17 protein-coding genes are annotated in these 15,258 nt (G+C 66.1%); 6 read left to right on the top strand and 11 right to left on the bottom strand.

What is annotated here, in order from left to right; all coding sequences use genetic code 11:
- Positions 1-31: 31 nt before the first annotated feature.
- The 3 genes from HYG77_RS29385 to rimP are packed head-to-tail and all read right to left on the bottom strand — an operon-like array spanning position 32 to position 2,030.
- Positions 32-385 carry a YlxR family protein gene (locus HYG77_RS29385; protein ID WP_208961361.1) on the bottom strand — a complete coding sequence of 118 codons (354 nt, stop codon included), beginning with the start codon at positions 383-385 and terminating at the stop codon, positions 32-34.
- 44 nt (positions 386-429) lie between these two features.
- Positions 430-1,461: a transcription termination factor NusA gene (gene nusA, locus HYG77_RS29380; RefSeq protein ID WP_109330833.1), complete on the bottom strand. Its 1,032-nt coding sequence runs from the start codon at positions 1,459-1,461 to the stop codon at positions 430-432.
- Entirely contained in the window at positions 1,458-2,030 is a 573-nt protein-coding gene (gene rimP, locus HYG77_RS29375) for a ribosome maturation factor RimP (RefSeq protein ID WP_208961360.1), read from the bottom strand. The genes nusA and rimP overlap by 4 nt, the downstream gene beginning before the upstream one ends.
- A gap of 207 nt (positions 2,031-2,237) precedes the next feature.
- Here rimP and HYG77_RS29370 point away from each other — a divergent pair, with 207 nt between their 5' ends.
- From HYG77_RS29370 to HYG77_RS29350, 5 genes are all read left to right on the top strand, one after another.
- Positions 2,238-2,771 (top strand): hypothetical protein, encoded by a 534-nt coding sequence (locus HYG77_RS29370; RefSeq protein WP_109330837.1) that lies wholly within the window; start codon positions 2,238-2,240, stop codon positions 2,769-2,771.
- Positions 2,768-3,211 carry a ferritin-like domain-containing protein gene (locus tag HYG77_RS29365; RefSeq protein WP_109330839.1) on the top strand — a complete coding sequence of 148 codons (444 nt, stop codon included), beginning with the start codon at positions 2,768-2,770 and terminating at the stop codon, positions 3,209-3,211. The genes HYG77_RS29370 and HYG77_RS29365 overlap by 4 nt, the downstream gene beginning before the upstream one ends.
- A gap of 114 nt (positions 3,212-3,325) precedes the next feature.
- Positions 3,326-3,811, top strand: coding sequence for a nuclear transport factor 2 family protein (locus HYG77_RS29360; RefSeq protein WP_109330841.1), 486 nt, complete (start codon positions 3,326-3,328; stop codon positions 3,809-3,811).
- Positions 3,808-4,635, top strand: coding sequence for an SDR family NAD(P)-dependent oxidoreductase (locus HYG77_RS29355; RefSeq protein WP_208961359.1), 828 nt, complete (start codon positions 3,808-3,810; stop codon positions 4,633-4,635). The genes HYG77_RS29360 and HYG77_RS29355 overlap by 4 nt, the downstream gene beginning before the upstream one ends.
- Positions 4,636-4,740: 105 nt before the next feature.
- On the top strand, positions 4,741-5,361 hold the full coding sequence (locus HYG77_RS29350; RefSeq protein ID WP_109330845.1) for an FHA domain-containing protein: 621 nt from the start codon (positions 4,741-4,743) through the stop codon (positions 5,359-5,361).
- Here HYG77_RS29350 and HYG77_RS29345 read toward each other — a convergent pair whose 3' ends face one another.
- The 4 genes from HYG77_RS29345 to HYG77_RS29330 all read right to left on the bottom strand — a co-directional run bounded on the left by HYG77_RS29345 (position 5,362) and on the right by HYG77_RS29330 (position 10,875).
- Complete coding sequence (locus tag HYG77_RS29345) at positions 5,362-6,324, bottom strand: alpha/beta hydrolase (RefSeq protein WP_208961358.1); 963 nt, start codon at positions 6,322-6,324, stop codon at positions 5,362-5,364. It lies immediately after the preceding gene.
- A gap of 213 nt (positions 6,325-6,537) precedes the next feature.
- On the bottom strand, positions 6,538-6,999 hold the full coding sequence (locus tag HYG77_RS29340; protein ID WP_109330849.1) for an Hsp20/alpha crystallin family protein: 462 nt from the start codon (positions 6,997-6,999) through the stop codon (positions 6,538-6,540).
- Between the two features lie 334 nt (positions 7,000-7,333).
- Entirely contained in the window at positions 7,334-9,061 is a 1,728-nt protein-coding gene (locus HYG77_RS29335; protein WP_208961357.1) for an acyl-CoA dehydrogenase family protein, read from the bottom strand.
- A 68-nt stretch (positions 9,062-9,129) separates the two neighbouring features.
- Positions 9,130-10,875, bottom strand: a complete 1,746-nt coding sequence (locus HYG77_RS29330) for a proline--tRNA ligase (RefSeq protein WP_208961356.1) — start codon at positions 10,873-10,875, stop codon at positions 9,130-9,132.
- A gap of 89 nt (positions 10,876-10,964) precedes the next feature.
- On the opposite strand from HYG77_RS29330, the gene yaaA reads away from it, so the two are divergent.
- The gene (yaaA, locus tag HYG77_RS29325; protein WP_109330855.1) at positions 10,965-11,708 is read left to right on the top strand and encodes a peroxide stress protein YaaA; all 744 of its coding nucleotides are present in this window, start codon (positions 10,965-10,967) and stop codon (positions 11,706-11,708) included.
- Positions 11,709-11,760: 52 nt separating this feature from the next.
- Here yaaA and HYG77_RS29320 read toward each other — a convergent pair whose 3' ends face one another.
- From HYG77_RS29320 to HYG77_RS29305, 4 genes are read right to left on the bottom strand one after another with little or no spacing between them, the layout of a single operon-like run.
- The gene (locus HYG77_RS29320) at positions 11,761-12,147 is read right to left on the bottom strand and encodes a universal stress protein (RefSeq protein ID WP_159926230.1); all 387 of its coding nucleotides are present in this window, start codon (positions 12,145-12,147) and stop codon (positions 11,761-11,763) included.
- Positions 12,144-13,703, bottom strand: a complete 1,560-nt coding sequence (locus HYG77_RS29315) for a tripartite tricarboxylate transporter permease (protein WP_208961355.1) — start codon at positions 13,701-13,703, stop codon at positions 12,144-12,146. The genes HYG77_RS29320 and HYG77_RS29315 overlap by 4 nt, the downstream gene beginning before the upstream one ends.
- Position 13,704: 1 nt before the next feature.
- Positions 13,705-14,244 carry a tripartite tricarboxylate transporter TctB family protein gene (locus HYG77_RS29310; protein WP_208961354.1) on the bottom strand — a complete coding sequence of 180 codons (540 nt, stop codon included), beginning with the start codon at positions 14,242-14,244 and terminating at the stop codon, positions 13,705-13,707.
- Complete coding sequence (locus HYG77_RS29305; RefSeq protein ID WP_208963563.1) at positions 14,241-15,230, bottom strand: tripartite tricarboxylate transporter substrate-binding protein; 990 nt, start codon at positions 15,228-15,230, stop codon at positions 14,241-14,243. The genes HYG77_RS29310 and HYG77_RS29305 overlap by 4 nt, the downstream gene beginning before the upstream one ends.
- Positions 15,231-15,258 lie beyond the last annotated feature (28 nt).

Below are 15,258 nucleotides of genomic sequence, written 5' to 3'. Positions count from 1 at the left end.
GGACGATCATCGCTGGTGCTTCACGGTGTGCTCATGAGTGCTTGTGCCTGTTCTGTTCGAGAGGTACTGCTCTGCGTGTGCGTTCTGCTCGTACCCAATGTTCGATCTCTGACGTATCCACACTTCCGGTGACTCGCAGCGCTCTGCCGAAGGCTCGGCGTCGCTCCGCGAGACTCAGGCAAGCCTGATCGGGGTGCAGCCACGCACCTCGCCCGGGAAGCCTACGTCGTGGGTCGGGAACGAGTATATGGCCTTGCGGCCCACTCTCACTTACCACGACCCTGAGCAGATCGAGAGCCAGCGCGCGCTCTCGACATCCAATGCACGTCCGTACCGGCGAACCGGCACTGGCGCGCGTGAAATCCGAGAGCTCATGCTGAACCATTGACCACTCTACCGCCGACTCGCCCCGATCTCCGCATTCCACGCTCAACGAGTGGTCGCGGCGGGTCCGTCGGCCGACTCCGGGGTGGGCGCCGCATCGCTGCGGATGTCGATCCGCCAACCGGTCAGGCGCGCAGCCAGACGGGCATTCTGCCCTTCCTTGCCGATCGCGAGGGACAGCTGGAAGTCGGGGACGACGACTCGCGCCGCGCGCGCATCCGGATCCACCACTGTGACGGACACCACCTTCGACGGCGACAACGCGTTGCCGACGAACCGGGCGGGATCCTCGTCGAAGTCGATGATGTCGATCTTCTCGCCGGCGAGTTCACTCATCACGTTCCGCACGCGCTGGCCCATCGGGCCGATGCACGCACCCTTCGCGTTGAGTCCCGAGACGCGCGACGCGACGGCGATCTTCGACCGGTGGCCCGCTTCCCGCGCCACGGCGATGATCTCCACCGACCCGTCCGCGATCTCCGGAACCTCGAGCGCGAACAACTTCCGGACGAGATTCGGATGTGTCCGGGACAGGGTGATCTGTGGTCCGCGCTGCCCCCGCGACACCCCCACGACGTAGCACTTGAGACGCTCGCCGTGCTCGTAGGTCTCGCCGGGAACCTGCTCGGCGGGCGGTATCAGCCCTTCGGCACCGTTGGCCTCGCTGCCGATCCGCACGACGACCATGCCTCGGGAATTCGCCCGCGTGTCGCGCTGGATGACACCGCCGACGATCTCACCCTCGTGGGTGGAGTACTCACCGAAGCTCCGCTCGTGCTCGGCGTCGCGCAGGCGCTGGAGGATGACCTGACGCGCGGTGGTCGCCGCGATGCGGCCGAAGCCCTCCGGGGTGTCGTCCCACTCCTCGCCGACCATGTTGCCGTCCGCGTCGACGTCGTGCGCCATCACGCGCACGATGCCGCTTTTCGTATCGACGTCGATCCGCGCATGATTCTTGTGGCCCTCGGTGTGCCGATAGGCCGTCAGCAGCGCCGTCTGGATTGTCGAGATGACGGTTTCGATCGAAATGCCTTTGTCAGCCTCGATGGCGCGCAACGCCGCAATGTCGATATTCACTTGTCCAACTCCTCTACTACTTCTTCCTCTTCCGATATATCGGAGTCGGACGGCGACACCCGACCCTCGGGTATTCCACCTGCGAGCTCCAACTCTCGCGGATCGGGCGTCGAAAACTCCACCTGCACAATGGCTTTCTCGATGTCCGACACGGATACTCGGCGAACCTCCGGCCCGGACCGCGACCCGATCACCACCTCGACTGCGTCGTCGTCCCACCGACCGATCCGGCCCACGACGGTCTCGTTCGGAAGGTCGATGCGCACCTTCCGGCCGCGGGCCCGGCGCCAGTGCCGCTCGTGTGTGAGCGGCCGGTCGATACCGGGAGAGGTGACCTCGAGCGTGTACGGAGTCTCCCCGAAGTCGGGAACCGAGTCGAAGACCTCCGAGATCGTGTGACTCAGGCGCGCCACGGCATCGAGTTCGAGCCCGGCGTCGCTGTCCACCATGATCCGGACCGCGCTGTGCTTGCCCGCAAGGTTGACGGCAACGTCCTCCAAGTCGTAACCCTGGCTGTGCACCAGGTCGGAGATGAGCTCCGTCACCCTCTCCTTGGATGGAACCGGCATCGGGAAAGCTCCTCGTTTCAGTTGTCGTTCGTCGGGCGGGTCGTTCGTCGGAAGTCTGGGGCTGCCGTGTCACGTGCTGGGCGCACGCGGCACCGCTACCCGTTCCGACGGGTTCGGGCATCTAAGAGTAACGCCGATCGGAGGCTTCCGTGACCAGCACCGCTCGCCGATTCCCGGCTTCGCCACCAGACCTGGCACCATGGACCGGTGCTCACGCCCACCGCCTCCCGACCGCCGACGTTCGGCCCGGCCGTGTCCCGGCGCGCCGCTCTCCGGCTCGCAGCAGTCTCCGCCGTCGGCGCCACCGGTGTCGCCCTACTGGCGGGGTGCACCGAGGACACGAACGACCGGGCAGAGGTCGATTCCCTCGTCGCCCAGTCGCAGCTGGCCCGACGTGATGCCGCAGGCGCTGCGGCCGCGATCGCACTGCTCCCCGACCGCAGCGCCGCGCTCGACCTCGTCCGCGTCCAACGCACCGCGCACGCAGACGCGTTGGATGCCGAAATAGCCCGAGCCGCAGGAACTTATCCGGACGGAACGACGCCAACCACCTCGCCGTCCGCGTCCGCAGCACCGACCGCGCCGGTTCCCCCGCCGACATTGGATCAGCTACGCGCCGAACTCGCCGAGTCCCAGCGCAGTGCAGCTGATTCGGCGCGGACTCTGAGTGGCTACCGCGCCGGGCTGTCGGCGTCCATCAGCGCCGCGTGCGCCACCTACCTGGCGGTGGTGCTGTCGTGACCGCTCCTACCGAGTCCGAGGGGCGGAGTCTCGCCGACGCACTCGCCGCCGAGCATGCCGCAGTATTCGCCTACGGGGTGGTTGCTGCATTCTCCAATCCGGTTCGTGCGGATCAGGTGGCTGCCGGCGCCGCTGGCCACCGTGCACGCCGCGACGCCCTGGTCGACACGTTGACGGCCGCAGAGTTGACGGCCCCGGCCGCCGAGGCGGGTTACACCCTGCCGTTCCCGGTCACCGACCCTGTCTCGGCGGCCCAGCTCGCCGCACGAGTAGAGGCCGATACCGCCATCGCCTGGCGCGCTGTCGTCGAGCACGGCGAGACGGAGGACACGCGGTCGCTGGGTGTCGCCGGGCTGACGGAGTCGGCGATCCGGGAAGCGGGCTGGCGTCTCGCGCTCGGAACAGACCCCACGACAGCGGTCTTCCCCGGCCAACCGTAACCGCGCCCAGGCCCCGACGACCCGGTTCCCGGCCACCGGGATGCGCACACCCACGCGGCTCGTTCTCGGCCTAGCGTCTCAGCCAGGCCACTGGTGGAACGAGAGGACGACGGCGTGGACGATCGCTCGATGGAACGGCGTCTGGACGATCTCGAGAGGGTCGAGGCCATCAAGGCGCTGAAGTACCGGTACTGGCGCGCCTGTGACGGAAAGGACCCGGACGCGTTCCGGGCCTGCTTCGTCTCGTCGGGCGCGTCGATCGACTTCGGCGTCCTGGGCCGGTTCGACGACGCTGACCGCATCACCCAGGTGTTCACGGACATTGCACTACGGGAAGTGGACGGTCGGCCGGTCATCCTCGACATGCATCACGGCTTTCATCCCCACATCGAGTTGCACGGCGAGACCGAGGCGTCCGGCGCGTGGACGCTGGCCTTCCGTCAGATCGATCTGCTCCACGGTACGGAGACGGTGTCCTCCGGCGAGTACGACGACGACTATCGGGTCGAGAACGGTGAGTGGCGAATGTCGCGGTGCCACTACAGCGTGAGATGGTCGATAACCCGTCCGCTCACTTCGGACACGGTGGTGGTGCAGTGACCGCCCGCGTTGCCTTGGTCACCGGTGCGAGCCGCGGCGTCGGCAAGGGTGTAGCCACGGCTCTGGGCGCGGCGGGATGGACGGTGTACCTGACCGGCCGGGGCCCCGCACCGGAAGGCAGCCCACTGGTTGCCGCTGCCGAGACGGTCTCCGACTCCGGCGGCGCCGGAGTCGCCGTTGCGTGCGATCACCGGAACGACGCCGACGTGCGGACCCTGTTCCGGCGCATCGCCGACGAGCAGGGTGGCCGGCTCGACCTGCTGGTCAACAACGTGTGGGCGAGTCCGCGAGGGTTCGGGGGATTCAGCACTCCCTTCTGGGAGCGTCCGCTCGACGACTGGGACTCCCTCATCGGCGTCGGATTGCGGGCCCACTACGTTGCGTCCGTGGAGGCTGCCCGGCTGATGGTTCCCCGGCGCCGCGGCCTGATCGCCAACATCTCGTCGTTCGGCACCCGGAGCCACCTTCATTCCGTCCTCTACGGCATGTCGAAGGCGGGGCTGGACAAGATGGCCAGTGACATGGCCGTCGAGCTGGCGCCGCACGACGTGCGGACGGTGTCCCTGTGGCCGGGGATCGTCCGGACGGAGATGATCCTCGCCAGCGGTGTCGACAGCATCGCGGGATTTCCTGTCGCGGACGCCGAGTCACCGCAGTTCGTCGGTCAGGTGATCTGCGGGCTCGTCGACGATCCGTCCCTTCCCGACCGCAGCGGTCACACCTTCGTGACCGCGGAACTCGCGCGCGAGTACGGAATCACCGACACGAACGGCCGCACCCCGCCGTCCCACCGGGCGGCGTTCGGCGGCGGGCCCGTCTTCTGACCCGCTGCTGTCGATGCGGCGACACCGCAAGCACCCCGCCGCACTTGATCTTGCTCAGCACACCCGCGGCGGGGCAGGATAGGAACGTGCCGAAGGGTTGTCGCCGTGGACCGAGACACTGAATCTCGTCTGAGCTATTCCGATCGGGAAGGTCACCACCACACCGTGGACCTCTCCCTCGAATCGCCGCGCGTCACCATCGGACGATCGCCGGGTTCCGACCTCCCCCTCACCGAAGACGATGAGGTGTCACGACTCCACGCCGTGGTCGAATGCGTGGGCTCGCACTGGACCATTCTCGACGACGGACTGTCCCGTAACGGCACCTTCGTCAACGGCGAACGCCTCGCCGGACGGCGGCGACTACGGCAGGGCGACAGCATCCGCATCGGTGCCACCCGCATCCGCTATCAAGAGTTCGGCGGCGGACCCGACGAGGCAACCCAAATGGGCACCGACATGCCCGATGTCCGGTCTCTCACGGAGACGCAGCGCGGCGTGCTCACGGCGTTGTGCCGGCCCTACAAGCACGGTGCCGCCTTCGCGAATCCGGCGTCGAATCAACAGATTGCCGAGGAGCTCTTCTTGAGCGTCGATGCGATCAAGACGCACTTGAGGACGTTGTTCGCAAAGTTCGGGGTCGGGGATCTGCCGCAGAATCAGAAGCGCGTTCGCCTGGCGGAGCGGGCGATGCGCAGCGGCATCATCAACGAACGCGATCTCTGATCAGCCGACCGCCATCAGTTCACGGCCGGAGGCGGCGGGCGCGGTGTGCGCAATCCGCTCGACCAGCCCGATGATCGCGGCTGCCACATCGGCCGCACGTTCGAGAATGACGGAGTGTCCCGCCCCGTCGACACTGACCAATTGCGATGCGGGCAGCAGCGACGCCATGGCAGCAGAGTGCTGGAACGGTGTGAGCATGTCCACCGAGCCGCAGAGGACCAACGACGGGATATGCGCGAGAGCCGCGAGGGAGGCACGCTCGTCGAAGCCGAGCAGCGATTCGAGGAAGCTGGACATCGTCACCACGGAGGTCGTGTTGACCATGGCGGCCACCAGAGCGGCGAGCCGCGGGTCGACGGGCCGATTACGTGCCTCCGCCGCTTTCGCCAGTGCAGTGCCGACTGTCCGGCCGAGCTTTTTCGATCCGTGCACGACCCGTGGCGCCCGCCGGACAGCGCTGCAGAGCAACGACACTGCCGGACTGCGCAGATGGCGGGCGAGGCCCGCCTCGGCGAGATCGTATGCGGCGGTCGATATCAGGGCCATCCCGACGATGCGCGAACCGATCGTGTGCGGATTCTGCCGCGCATACGACAACGCGGTCATTCCGCCCATCGAGTGTCCGACGAGAACGATCGGACCCCGGGGCGCCACCGCGTTCAGCACCGAACCGAGATCGCGACCGAGTTGGTCGATGGTATACGTCGACGCAGGGGCTTCTCCGGACTCGCCGTGCCCGCGATGATCGTAGAAGACCATGCGCACCTCGTTGCGCCAGAAGCGGACCAACTGCTTGCGCAGCGCCCACCAGGATTCGGTGCGGAGGCAATGCCCGTGGACGAACACCACCGTGGTCGGCGCATCGGGTGACCCGAACTCTCGCACCGCAAGAGGAATCCCGTCTTCGGTCCGGACCGTGAGCCGGCGACCATCGTGCTCGGATGAAACCGGGGTGTTCGACATGAGGGCCTCCTCGGTATCTTCGCTCGGGACGGGTGGAGTGTTACCGCTCCTCGACTGATGTCCACCTTGCCGTCCGGCAACCGAACCCTCCAGCACCCTCAGAGGTGGCGCTCGCCCCCGAAGGTGTCGTCATTTACACCCTTGGTGGGGATGACGACATGGCGAAGCCCCCTCGGAGAGGGGGCTTCCGGGACAATCGTCCACGCCGCTCGATCAGCTCGAGTCACCACCCGCGGGACCGGCTTCGATCGTCCGATGCTCACCGGCACCGAGGCTGGATACTTCGATCCGGCGCGGCTTCGCCCGTTCGGCGACCGGGATGGTCACACTCAGCACCCCGTTCTCGTACGACGCCGAAATCTTTTCGGAGTCGATACCTTCGCCGAGCGAAAGTTGCCTCCGGAATGTACCGGTGAACCGTTCCGAGGCGATCCACTGCACGTTCTCCTCGGATTGAGCGCTCCGATGAGCCGTCAGCGTGAGCGTCCCGTTGTCGACACTGACGTCGACCGATCCCGGATCGACACCGGGCAGGTCGGCGTGCAGAACATAGTGGTCGTCGACCTTGTACAGATCCATCGGCATGAATCGCGGCACCCGGGCGGAACCGACCGGAGAGCCGAGCATGCTCTTCGTCATGGATTCGAGATCACTGAAGGGGTCGAAGCGAAGCACAGCAACACACCTCCCACGTCTCCAACGGTGCCCGCCACCGCGGCGGACATCCACCATCACTGTGCACTTGAAATTTAGCACTCGTCACCCGAGAGTGCCAAGCATGAATCTGTGCGGAAAATCGGCACCCGCCGGTGGCGGTCCACCGCGAAAAAGGCACCCGCCGAGCGCAACCCGCGTCTGCGGCATTCCACGTGAATATCGGCGAGTGTCTCTGCCACACCAGAATGCACTGCCTACACCACCGAGGCCAGCCACCCTGGGATGGCCATTCCCACACCCCTGCCGCGCGACCGACGTCGCCACCACCGACCGTCGAAGGCCGCGACCAACCCTACGGGCTCATCTCGTAGGCGCCGTCGTAACTCTCCACCTGCGTCCACACTCGCGAGAATCGCTCCGCGTGTACGACCGGACGCCGGATCGCTCCGAGCGCCCACTTTTGCTGCCCTTCGGTTGCGGACGACTTTCCGTGCAGCGCAACGGCGTAGCCGGAGAAGTCCCGAATCTGAAAGTGGAAGATCTGGTCGATCAGTTCGCGATCCAGGTGAAGGATGTCCGCCTGCTCGAGGATCAGCTGCCCGTAGACGACGAGCGAGAACAGGTGACCGAGGTCGAGGAGGAAATCGAGATCCTTCTGCTGCGCCGCATCGGGCGGAGCGGTGGTGAGCAGTTCCCGCAACGCCGTTGCCTGCTCGTAGAACCGGGCAACGTTGGGAATGTCCGAGTGCGCCTCGTATGCCTTCGTCCAATCGTGGAACCGGATCTTGCCCGCGCCGCGGGTCGGGCCCTGAGCCCAGAAGAAGGTGTCGTCGACGGCGTCGAGCCGGGTGCCGATCTCCGGGTACTCCGCGGGGTTGAGCAGGTAGCTCGGCATGAACTTCAGAATGAGTCCGACGTTGACGTGCACGGTGCCCTCGAGCTTCGGCAGTGTGCCGATCAGCTGAGCCGCCTCCCGGAAGTAGGTGTTCTTCTCGTACCCTTTCGCCGCGATCACGTCGTGCAGTAGCGCGATCACCTTCTCCCCTTCGGAGGTGACCTTGGCCTTCGTCATCGGGTTGAACAGCAGGTACCGGCGATCGTCGAGACTCGCGCTGCGGAAATAGTCGACTGCGCGGGCACTGAACAGCTTCATCGCGATCAACCGGCTGTAGGCGTCGACGAAGTTCCCGCGCACATGCGGAAAGTCGGTGACCGGGTTGCCGTACAGGACCCTGTTGTGGGCATGGGTGATCGACTCGTAGAACGCGTGCCCGGAGATTCCGATCGACCCGGTGCACAGATTGAACTTCCCGACATTGACGGTGTTCAGCGCCGCCTCGAACGCAGCCACGCCGGTGTGCAGGATGTCTTCCTCGCGCACCGGATACTCCTCGAGCCGGAAGGTGCTGACGTACATCTGCCCGTGCACCACGTTGCCCGCGAGGTGGTAGGCGGGATGCCTGCTGTCGGCGACGAAGAAGACGTACCCGTCGCTGCCCTCGACGTCGGTGCGGCGCCCGAACACCGACACCATGCCGGCGACGTTGCCGTTGCCGATGTAGTACTTGTCGCCGGTCGCGGTAAAGGCGAGGTCCCGGTCCGGAGAGGGTGTGAGAAGCATGTCCGTCGAGTAGACGTCGGCGCCGTGTGCCTTCTCCGACAGACCGAAACCCAGCACCCCGCCCTCGTCGAGGAGTCGGGCGGCGCGTTCCTTCGCCGCCCGGTTCGCACTCATCCAGATCGGACCGAGCCCCAGTACTGTCACCTGCCACGCGTACCAGTACGCCAGCCCGTAGAACCCGAAGATTTCGCTCAGCGCGGCGTTGCGCGCGGCGTCCCAGCGCTTGTCCGGGTTGCCGTCCGCGAGTTCGGCAGGAGTCAGAAAGGTCGCGAACAGCTTCTCCCGTTTCACGAACTCGAGGAATTCGGCCGGCCATACCGCCCCGAGATCGTCCTCGAGCAGCCTCTTCTTGCCCCGCGCTTCGAACCAGTCGATCAGCGACCGCAGTTGCCGTCGCGTCTCGGGGTCGAAATGCTCGGGGTCGTAGGAAGTCGGCTCGAACAGCAGGGAGTTCGTCACAGCGGGCCTTTCGTCCGGACGTGTCAGGCCAAGCTAACAGTCGAGACGAAAGGCGCGCGGCGATTTGATCAGCCCCTGACGGTCTGCACGATCTCGCTCAGCGCGGACTCGGCGGCAACCTCACGGCTCTCGCCGGTGAAGCGATCGCGGACCTCCACCTTTCCCTCACCCCAGCCGCGCCCGACCACCACGACCAGTGGCACGCCGAGCAGCTCGGAGTCCTTGAACTTCACGCCGGGCGAAGCCTTACGGTCGTCGAGAATGACCTCGAGTCCGGCCTTGTCGAGTTGTGCCGCGAGCCCCTCCGCGCCCTCACGCGCGGTGTCGTCCTTGTTGGCGATCACTACGTGCACGTCGGCGGGAGACACCTCCGCCGGCCAGCGCAAACCCTTGTCGTCGTGGTGCTGTTCCGCGATCACGGCGACGAGGCGGGACACGCCGACACCGTAGGAGCCCATCGTGGGCCGGACCGGCTTGCCGTTCTCGCCCAGAACGTCGACGGAGAACACATCCGTGTACTTGCGACCGAGCTGGAAAACGTGGCCGATCTCGATGCCACGGGCAGCCACCAGGGCACCGGCGCCGTCCGGCGACGGGTCCCCGTCTCGAACCTCCGCCGCCTCGATGGTGCCATCTGGGGTGAAGTCGCGGCCGGCGACGAGACCCACCACGTGCTTACCCTGCTCGTCGGCGCCGGTGATCCATCTCGTGCCGTCCACCACCCGGGGGTCCACGAGGTAGCGAACACCGTTCTCCTGCAGAGCCTTCGGTCCCATGTACCCCTTCACGAGGAACGGGTTGGCCTCGAAATCGGCCTCCGTGAGCATCTCGAACTCCGCCGGCTCCAAGGACGCACCGAGGCGCTTGTCGTCGATCTCCCGGTCACCGGGGATGCCGATTCCGAGCAACTGCCACTTGCCGCCGGGCTGCCGGGTCTTGACCAGGATGTTCTTCAACGTGTCGGCGGCCGTCACGGTCCGGCCGAGGTCGGCCCCGTTGGCCCAGTCGACGAGCGTCGCGATGGTCGGTGTGTCCGGCGTGTCGTGCACCTGCGCGGGAGGAAGCCCGTCGAAGGGAATGGGCTCGGGCGCCAGTGTCTCGACCGCTTCGACGTTGGCGGCGTAGCCCGACTCGAGGCAGCGGACGTAGGTGTCCTCGCCGATCTCGCTCTCCGCCAGGAATTCTTCGGACGCACTTCCGCCCATAGCGCCCGAAGTGGCCGACACGATCACATACTTCACACCGAGACGGGTGAAGATCTTCTCGTAGGCGTCCCGGTGGGCCTGATATGAGGCGATGAGACCGTCATCGGTGAGGTCGAAAGAGTACGAGTCCTTCATGATGAATTCGCGACCACGGAGAATCCCGGCGCGGGGGCGCTCCTCGTCGCGATATTTGGTCTGCACCTGGTAGAGGGTGACCGGGAAATCTTTGTAGGAGTTGTACTCACCCTTGACGGTGAGGGCGAACAACTCCTCGTGAGTGGGGCCCAGCAGATAGTCGCCGCCCTTGCGGTCCTTGAGGCGGAAGAGCCCGTCGCCGTACTCGGTCCAGCGGTTGGAGGCCTCGTAGGGTTCGCGCGGCAGAAGCGCAGGCAGGGAAATCTCCTGGCCGCCGATCGCGTTCATCTCTTCCCGCACCACCCGCTCGACCTCACGCAGCACGCGCAAACCCAACGGCAGCCACGAGTACACACCGGGAGCGATACGCCGTACGTAGCCGGCACGGACCAGCAGCTTGTGGCTCGGGACCTCGGCGTCGGCGGGGTCGTCACGCAAGGTGCGGAGGAACAGGTGGGAGAGGCGGGTAATCACGGGTCATCAGAATAGTCCGCTGGTAGCCGCACCACTGCGTCGGCACGGCTTCGGCATCGATGAAAGGGGCGATCGGTAGGGTCTCCACCGTGCTGGTGTTGCTTCCTCCCTCAGAAACCAAGTCCGATGGTGGCGCCGACGCCCCCCTCGACCTGGCCGAGCTGTCCATGCCGCAGCTCACCGACACTCGAGAGGTGCTGGTGTCGGCGCTGGTGGCTCTCGCCGCCGATGCGGAGGCGTCGCAGGAGGCACTGGGCCTCGGCCCGACGCAGGCCGACGAGATCGAGCGGAACGCCAAGCTGTGGGTGTCGCCGACCCGGCCGGCGTTGGAACGATATACCGGTGTCCTGTTCGACGCGCTCGACGCGAAGTCGTTCACCAAGGCACAGAAGTCGAAGGCGCTCTCGCGCCTCGCGATGGGATCGGCACTGTTCGGCGCGGTGCGCGCGGGTGACCTGATCCCCGCCTACCGGTTGTCCGGCGGGTCGAAGCTGCCCGGTCTGGGGACCCTCCGGTCGTTGTGGAAGCCGGAGTTGAGCCGGGCAATCACCGCGGAAGCGGATGGCCTCGTCGTCGATCTGCGATCCGGGACGTATCAGCAGCTCGGCCCGATTCCGGATGCGGTGATCGCCACCGTGCTCACCGAGAAGCCGGACGGCACCCGCACCGTCGTGAGCCATTTCAACAAACACCACAAGGGGCTGCTCGCCCGCGCACTCACCCTTTCCCGCGCCGAACCCCAGGACGTGCGCGGCGTCGCCCGCGTGGCGGCGAAGGCCGGACTCCGCGTCGAGGTCGCCTCGAAGCGGGAGTTGATCATCCTCACCGACTAACCCCTGTGAGTACTTGTCAACCGCGGGCGGTTAACAAGTACTCACAGGGGGTCTACTCCGGTTTGACGGCCAGGACGGGCTTGCGGCAGGACAGCAGCAGGCGTTGCGCAGTGCTCCCCATCAGCAGCTTCCCGACGGGGGTGCGGTCGCGGATACCGATGACGAGCAGCTCGGCGGTCGGTGCTGTCGTCGCCTCGATGATGACGTCGACTACCTCGTCGCCGACGATTTGCCGGACCTCGTGTTCGACACCGCTGTCGGCGAGCTTCTCTTCCAGTTTCTGCAGCTGCGTGTGGTCGGCGAACGACTGATCCGCAAGAGCGTCGCCCTTCGAGGAGTTGATCACCACCAGCGACGTCCGGCGCAGCCGTGCTTCTGCGAGGCCGTGGTCGAGGGCTGCCTCTCCGTACCGGTCCGGGGTGTAACCGACGACGATCATGCGTGCGCCTTCTCTCTGGTGTCGGGGGAGTCGTCGGCGGACGGTCCCTCCGGGAAGTCGAGTGTGGGGACGGGAAGCCGCGAACGGACGAACTTCGCGACGAGTGGGGCGAGAAGCAGAAGCGCGATGATTACGTAAACGATGATTGCCACCGGCTCGGTGAACAGACTCCCCCAGTCGCCGCCACCGAGTTGCAGACTCTGCCGCAGTTGCCGTTCGATGCGCGGACCGAGGATGACACCGATGATCAGTGGCAGCACGGGCAATCCGAATCTGCGCATCATCAGACCCATCAGGCCGAAGACCAGGAGCAGCGCCAGGTCCAGCCACTGGAGGTTCACGGCGAAGGCGCCGAGTGCAGCGAAGAACAAGATGCCCGCATACAGGTAGGGGCGCGGGGTGCGGAGCAGCTTCGCCCACAGCGGCGCGAGAGGCAGGTTCAGGACGAGCAGGAGGAAGTTGCCGATGAACAGGCTGGCGATCAACGTCCAGATGAGGAGCGGTTCCTTCTCGAACAGGGTCGGTCCCGGCTGGATCCCGTACGAGACGAAGGCGGTGAGCATGACAGCCGCGGTCGCGTTGGTGGGCAGACCGAGCGACAGCATGGGCACGAGCGTGCCCGCCGCGGAGGCGTTGTTGGCCGCCTCGGGGCCCGCGACCCCTTCGATGGCGCCCTTGCCGAATTCGTCCTTGTGCTTCGAGAGCTTCTTCTCGGTGATGTAGGACAGGAAGGTGGGGAGTTCGGCGCCACCGGCGGGGAGTGCCCCGAACGGGAATCCGTACGCGGTCCCTCGCAGCCATGGCTTCCACGACCGCTTCCAGTCCTTCTTGCCCATCCACGGCCGGCCGACCGGAATGACCTCGGCCGGCCGGCGGCGCAGGTGCGCCGCCACCCAGAGGGCTTCACCCAGCGCAAAGACTGCGACTGCCACGACGACGATATCGATGCCGTCGGACAGCTGCGGAATCCCGAATGTGGCGCGCGGTTGCCCGGTGAGGAAATCGATCCCGACCAGCCCGATCGCGAGCCCGAGCAGGAGGGAGATGCATCCACGAAGCTTCGAGCTTCCCAGCACCGCGGTGACGGCAACGAGGGCCAGCAGCATGATAGCGAGATAAGAAGGGGCGCCCAAGGTTACAGCGAAACTCGAGACCGCGGGGGCGAAAAGTACGAGCAGCATCGTGCCGATCGATCCGGCGACGAAGGAACCGATCGCCGCGGTCGCCAGAGCCTGCGCCGCTCGTCCTGCTCTGGCCATCTTGTTGCCTTCGATGGCCGTGATCACCGAGGACGACTCCCCCGGGGTGTTCAGCAGAATGGATGTGGTCGAGCCGCCGTACATTCCGCCGTAGTAGATGCCGGCGAACATGATGAAGGCGGCGCTCGGACTGACGTTGTAGGTGACGGGGAGCAGGAGCGCCACGGTCATGGCGGGGCCGATGCCGGGAAGGACGCCGACGGCGGTACCGAGCAGGACGCCCAGGCATGCGTAGAGGAGGTTCATCGGGGTGGCTGCCTGCTCGAACCCCTGCAGCAGCCAGTTCAGATTGTCCATGTCAGAGAATTCCGTCCAGAATGCCTGCGGGCAGCGGGATTCCGAGCCCGACGTAGAACGCGTAGAAGCTACCGAAGCCGAGCACCGCGCCGATGGCGATGTTGCGTACCCAGTGGCGGCTGCCGAGAATCGTTGCCGCCCCGGCGAAGAGGAACGTTCCGGTGATCGCCCATCCGAGGAAGTCGATCAGCGCGATGGTGGCGGCGAACAGACCGACGAGCAGCCCTACCGTTCGCCAGTCACTCGACGAATCGAGGTCGACGTCCTCGCCCCCGTCGGCCTCCCCCGTGGAGCCGCGCAGGATCGCGACAGCGAGGATCGCGGTGAGGACGAGCAGCCCGATGCCCACCGCCAGCGGAAACAGCCGCGGCCCGACCGGGTCCACCTCCGCGAACCCGGCGCTGAGGGTCAGTGCGTCGACGATGAGAAACACGCCCACCGTGAGCATGACCGCACACACGATGAACTGCGCCAGGTCCCGTTTGCGTGGCGCCGGGGCCACGTCGGGGGCGCCGGCGGGCGGTGGCACGGGCGTGGTCATGCCAACCCCAGTTCGGACAGGGTGGACGAGACCCGCTCGTCCTGGTCGCGTAGGAACTGCTCGAAATCCGGTCCCGTCATGAAGGCGTCACTCCAACCGTTCTTCACCAGGGCCTCCTTCCATTCGGGTGTGTCGTGCAACTTCTCCAGCGCTTCCACCATGTCGGCCCGGGCACTGCCCGAAAGGCCAGGGGGCGCAAGGACTCCACGCCAGTTGGTGAAGGTGAGATCGATTCCCGCCTCCGACAGCGTCGGCGCATCGACGCCCTCGATTCGTTCGCTACCCGACACCGCGAGCACGCGCACCTGACCGGCTTCGATCTGGTCGACGTACTCCCCCAGCCCCGAGGTGCCTGCGGTGATCTTCTGTCCGAGCAGCGCCGTCAACAGGTCACCTCCACCGTCGTAGGAGACGTAGTTCACTGCATTGGGATCCACCCCTACCGCGCGGGCGGTCTCCATCGGGAACAGGTGGTCCGGCCCGCCCGGTGACGATCCGCCGCCGATCGTGACCGAGGCCGGGTCGGCCCGCCACGCCGCGACGAAGTCGTCGATGGTGCGCAGCGGCGAATCCGCAGGAACCAGAATGCCTTCCTGCTCTTCCACCACCTTCGCCAATGCGGTCGCGTCGGACACGCGGGCGGACGACCCGTTGGTGTAACCGGCACCGACGACTCCGAGACCCATCATCATCATGAGATCGTCGTTGCCCGACTCGTTCATCAGTCGAGCCATGGCGACCGTTCCGCCTGCACCGATGACGTTGAAGACCTCGACTCGGCCGGTAATGTCCTGATCTTCCATGATCTTCACCGCAGTCCGCGCGGTGAGGTCGTAGCCGCCGCCGGGGCTGTTCGGAACCATCATCCGCACCCTGTGCAAGCCCTCGTCCTCGCCACGGGTAACTCCGCACCCGGCCACGAGAAGGCCTACGAGCGCCAGCAGGAGCACCGCGCGTACGCTGCTTCCGCCACCTGTTCTCGCCATCGTTCCCCATTTCGCCATCGATGTGATC

This window comes from Rhodococcus sp. ZPP (assembly GCF_017656075.1).
GTDB lineage: Bacteria > Actinomycetota > Actinomycetes > Mycobacteriales > Mycobacteriaceae > Rhodococcus_F > Rhodococcus_F oxybenzonivorans.
This window is presented reverse-complemented; position numbering and strand designations above follow the sequence as displayed.

Coding starts and splice junctions, on each gene's coding strand:
- HYG77_RS29385 (WP_208961361.1), bottom strand. CDS start 385: ATGGTTCAGCATGAGCTCTCGGATTTCACGCGCGCCAGTGCCGGTTCG.
- rimP (WP_208961360.1), bottom strand. CDS start 2,030: ATGCCGGTTCCATCCAAGGAGAGGGTGACGGAGCTCATCTCCGACCTG.
- HYG77_RS29345 (WP_208961358.1), bottom strand. CDS start 6,324: ATGTCGAACACCCCGGTTTCATCCGAGCACGATGGTCGCCGGCTCACG.
- HYG77_RS29320 (WP_159926230.1), bottom strand. CDS start 12,147: ATGATCGTCGTCGGTTACACCCCGGACCGGTACGGAGAGGCAGCCCTC.
- HYG77_RS29315 (WP_208961355.1), bottom strand. CDS start 13,703: ATGGACAATCTGAACTGGCTGCTGCAGGGGTTCGAGCAGGCAGCCACC.
- HYG77_RS29310 (WP_208961354.1), bottom strand. CDS start 14,244: ATGACCACGCCCGTGCCACCGCCCGCCGGCGCCCCCGACGTGGCCCCG.
- HYG77_RS29305 (WP_208963563.1), bottom strand. CDS start 15,230: ATGGCGAGAACAGGTGGCGGAAGCAGCGTACGCGCGGTGCTCCTGCTG.